Origin of the sequence: Actinomadura sp. KC06, from assembly GCF_004348735.1 — a bacterium.
Lineage (GTDB): Bacteria > Actinomycetota > Actinomycetes > Streptosporangiales > Streptosporangiaceae > Spirillospora.
Map to the genome: position 1 here is coordinate 1 of NZ_SMKT01000319.1, position 4111 is coordinate 4111.

At 67.7% G+C, this 4111-nt stretch carries 3 protein-coding genes; all 3 read left to right on the top strand.

Annotated features, from left to right (window positions below):
• The first annotated feature begins 531 nt into the window (after positions 1–531).
• The 3 genes from E1287_RS42295 to E1287_RS42305 all read left to right on the top strand — a co-directional run bounded on the left by E1287_RS42295 (position 532) and on the right by E1287_RS42305 (position 3419).
• Positions 532–846 (top strand): hypothetical protein, encoded by a 315-nt coding sequence (locus E1287_RS42295; RefSeq protein ID WP_131971624.1) that lies wholly within the window; start codon positions 532–534, stop codon positions 844–846.
• Between the two features lie 92 nt (positions 847–938).
• Positions 939–1535, top strand: coding sequence for a hypothetical protein (locus E1287_RS42300; RefSeq protein WP_207934801.1), 597 nt, complete (start codon positions 939–941; stop codon positions 1533–1535).
• 963 nt (positions 1536–2498) lie between these two features.
• Positions 2499–3419, top strand: a complete 921-nt coding sequence (locus tag E1287_RS42305; RefSeq protein WP_131971628.1) for an ABC transporter substrate-binding protein — start codon at positions 2499–2501, stop codon at positions 3417–3419.
• The last annotated feature ends 692 nt before the right edge of the window (positions 3420–4111 follow it).

Here is a 4111-nt window from a genome sequence, read left to right on the forward strand (position 1 = left end):
CCACCCCACCCCACCACAGCACCGGCGCGAATATCGCCCCCAGATACGCGCCAGACTGCACCGCGCGCAACGATGGCGAGGGAGGCGACGCAGGATCCGATGAACCGCGGGCGGACCGGTCGGCCAATGCGAACGTCCCGGCACCCAAGCCATGCCGGAGGGTCTGGTTGGTGGCTCAGGTCGCGAATGAGCCTGGAGTTGACCGGCGATTGTGTTGGACCTGATTGACCAAGCAGGTGCTGGAGCAGTTCCCCGGAAAGTGGCCCACCGATCACCTCGAATACGGCCAGTGTTTGAAGGCTGTTAAGAACGATGAATCCTCCACAAGGGGCCTCGGTGCAAGGCATGGTTTCATCGCGGTTTTGATCGCCTGATCGGAACGGTGGAACGGGAGGGGATTTGTCTTGGGTTGTGTGCGGTGTCTGCGGGCGAGTGCCTTGGGGTGGGCTGAACGGATGGGTTGCTGGGTAGATAGTCGAACGTGTCTGGAGGGCTGGTTGATCGACGGGCTGGGGCGCCGGGTTGGCTGGTATGGGCAGCGAAGAACGCGCGCTTCCGCTGAAGGCGCGCGGGAGTCGGCGGACGACCGGTGTCCGCGGCGGTGAGCTGCCGGACGGTCCCGCGGAGCGCAGGCGTGAGACCGAGGATTACGCGCGACAGGCGATGGTCTCCTCGGCGCAAGCGCATGACCGGGCAGCGATTCTGCTTGAGCAGATGGCCGCGGTCGACCCGGACGAGGCCGAGTTGCATTTGCAGTCGGCGGCCCGGCATCGCAGGTGGGCGGAGAACGACCGGAAACTGGCGGAGCAGTACGCGGCCCGGAGCAGGGAACCGGACAGTGTGTGATTGTCTGGGCGACGCGAGCGCGACCTAGCGAAGGACGGAGCATGGACGTCGATCGGCAAACGTTGGAAACAGCCCGTCGTTCGTTGCACGGAGTGGCGGAGCTGGTGCTCGCCGGGCCGCAGTACAGGCAGAGCGGAACAATCCGGTTGAGGATCGCCCGGGGCGGGTTCGGCACTGTCCAAGACCCCGACCTGCGGGTGAACGGGACGGAGCTCGTGGCGGGTGACCGAGAAATCCCGTTGAACGGCACCACCTGCAGAGAACTCGCGGCGGCGGTGGGCATCGATGCGGGTGGCGCGGAAGACCTCTACAAGAACGGCAGCGGCGTCGGACTCGACGAAGTCCTCGGTGTTGACGCCCAGGCGGTGCACTACATCGCAGAATGTTTCGTCCGAGGTCATGAGGCTCTCACCAGGCTTGCACCGGATTCCACGCCAGTGCTTTGGCCTGAACACTTCGACGTGGGGGTAACTCTCGACGAGGTCAACTACGGGGTAAGCCTGGGCGACGATTACTTGGACGAGCCATATGCGTACGCCGGCCCGTGGAATACGCGTCAAGGCTCGTTCTGGAACGCCCCGTTCGGAGCTGCGCGACCGATGCAGCAGCTGCCCGACGTCGCCGACCTACATGACTTCTTCGTGCAGGCCAGGGACCGAGCCGCAGCCGATGACCCGCGCCACCCCTGAACAGCGGCTCCGTCCGTCCACGTCAGCAACGCCTCGCAGGCCATCCCAGCGACCGGCGTGACGACAGTGGGTGCGACAACAAGGCCGAGGCAATATGAGTGAGGGCTGTGTCGGCCAGAGCAATGGCACCCGAAGTCTCTGTCCTTGGTGAGTTCGTCGCTCTATGCAAGCCAGGGGCCGGGGCGCAACGGGCCACGCATGCCGCCCTCAACGGGCGGGCCAGTGGTCGTGGCGGGGCGGGCCAAGGGTGGTGGCGGCGGTTGTGCCACGCGGGGAAGGCAGCCGAGGTGATGGCGCCCTGAGGCAATGGTGCCTGAGCCGAGACCATCACTGCCTGCCGCAAGCGCCGCCCCGACCGCAAGCGCGGCGGCTGCGGCGGGGTGCGGCGACGGTGTAGCGGCGTGGTGCCGGTGCCCAACGGCGGCGGAATGCGTGGTGGGAACTCGGATCCACGGGACAGGACGGGTGATCCGCGTCGCGTCTGACGGCGGGCGGGCGCACGAATCGGGGTCGCCTGCGTGCATCACCGTGCCGATCCTGCTGGGCCAGCTCGGCCGTCGCCGCCGCGTCCGTCCTCGAAGGGACGGACCGGCGCGCGGCTGAGGGCTCTGCGCTACATGCTCGGGACTCCCCGGGTTCCGCGCTGGCCGGATCATGCGTCTGCGAGACGGCGGGCTTCGCGGTGCGAGTTGTGCGGGAACGGGCGGAGTGCGTTTTCGGTCGTACGGGTGGGAAGTGAACTATCCCGCTACGAGCAGGGCAGATTCGGATTCGGTGGCTGATACCGTTACGGTGCTGCGCGCCAGGAGCGAAGTCCGGTGTGAACCCGGCGCTGTCCCGCAACTGTGGTGCCCCCGAAAGGGCCGAGCCAGGTCGCCTCCTCGCGCGCCGACGATTTTCGACCTCGTGGAAGGGCGATCCGTCCTGAGCGGGCCGCGGCTTCCCTGCAGCCAGGAGGCTTCAGTGAGACCCGTACGTTCCCTCGTCGCGGTGATGGCGCTCGGCGTCGTCGCGTTCGCCGGCGCATGTGGCGGCGACGACGGCAACACCAAGGACAGCACGTCGGGCGCGAAGACCGTCACCGTCCAGGCCGGAAACGGCGCGGTGAAGGTCCCGGCAGATCCGAAGCGGATCGTGTCGCTCTCCCCCACGCACACCGAGACCCTGTTCGCGATCGGCGCCGGGCCGCAGGTGGTGGCGGTGGACGACTACTCGAACGTCCCGGCGAACGCGCCCCGCACGAAGCTGTCCGGCTTCAAGCCGAACGCCGAGGCGGTCATCGCCTACAAGCCCGACCTCGTCGTCTTGTCCGACGACCTGAACGGCATCGTGAAGGCGCTGGAGAAGGTCAAGGTCCCCGTCCTGCTGGAACCCGCGGCGAGCAGTCTGGACGAGGCGTACGACGAGATCAGCGACCTCGGGCAGGCGACCGGGCACACCGAGGAGGCGAAGAAGGTCGTCGACGGCATGCGGGCGGAGATCCAGAAGACCATCGCCGCGTCGTCCAAGGGGAAGGGGCTCACCTATTACCACGAGCTCGACAACCAGCTTCACTCCGTGACGTCCAAGACGTTCGTCGGCCAGGTGTACGGGCTGTTCGGCCTCCGCAACATCGCGGACGCGGCGGACAAGGCGAGCGGCGGATACCCGCAACTGTCCCGTGAATACCTGCTCAAGCAGGACCCGGACCTGATCTTCCTGGCCGACACCAAGTGCTGCGGGCAGAACGCCGGCACGCTCGGGAAGCGGCCAGGCTGGTCGGATCTGGACGCGGTCAAGAACAACGGCGTGGTCGAGCTCGATGACGACGTCGCCTCCCGGTGGGGTCCGCGCCTGCCCGAGTTCGTGAAGTCGATCGGCGACGCGGTGCAGAAGGTCCAGTGATCACTGCCCCTGTCCTGATGGACGTCCGCCCGTGAGTCCTCAGCGCCGCCGCTCCGTCGGGGACGTCCCAGCTGGCCGACATCCGGCCGGGCCGTCCCCGGACGTCCGTGCATACGACGATGAGGCCCCTGCGAGCGATGAGACCGTCCTTGCAGGTGATGAGGCCGTCCGCGGAGGTGACAAGGACATCTCGGTGGACGCTGGGGACGGGCGCGCGCGGGACGAGGACGTCCTCGGACGTGAGGAGGACGTCTCCGCAGGTGACGAGGACGTCCGTGTGGACGATGAGGACGTCTGCACAGGTGACGACGATGTCCCCGCAGATGACCAGGACGTCCGCGGACGTGAGGAGGACGTCCGCCCAGGCGATGAGGACGTCTGCGCAGGTGACCAGGACGTTCGCGGACGTGGTGAAGACGTCTCGGCTGGTGCTGCGGACGTCTGTGCGGGCGGTGGAGACGTCCATGGGACGGCCGGTGGTGGGCTTTCTGGGGCGCGCGGCGGCGCCTCGCCCGCCATGTCCGTCACGCGTGGGGGCTCGCGTGGGGCCTGGCGTCGGGGCTCGCGTGACAGCTCGCGTCGGGGCTTGCGTAGGCGGGGCAAAGGTGTGTTCCGGAGTGTGGTGTCGCGGAAGGACGTGCGGGAGTCTGTGGGGCAGGCGCGGCTGCGACCGGTGCCGCTTGGGGTGGCGG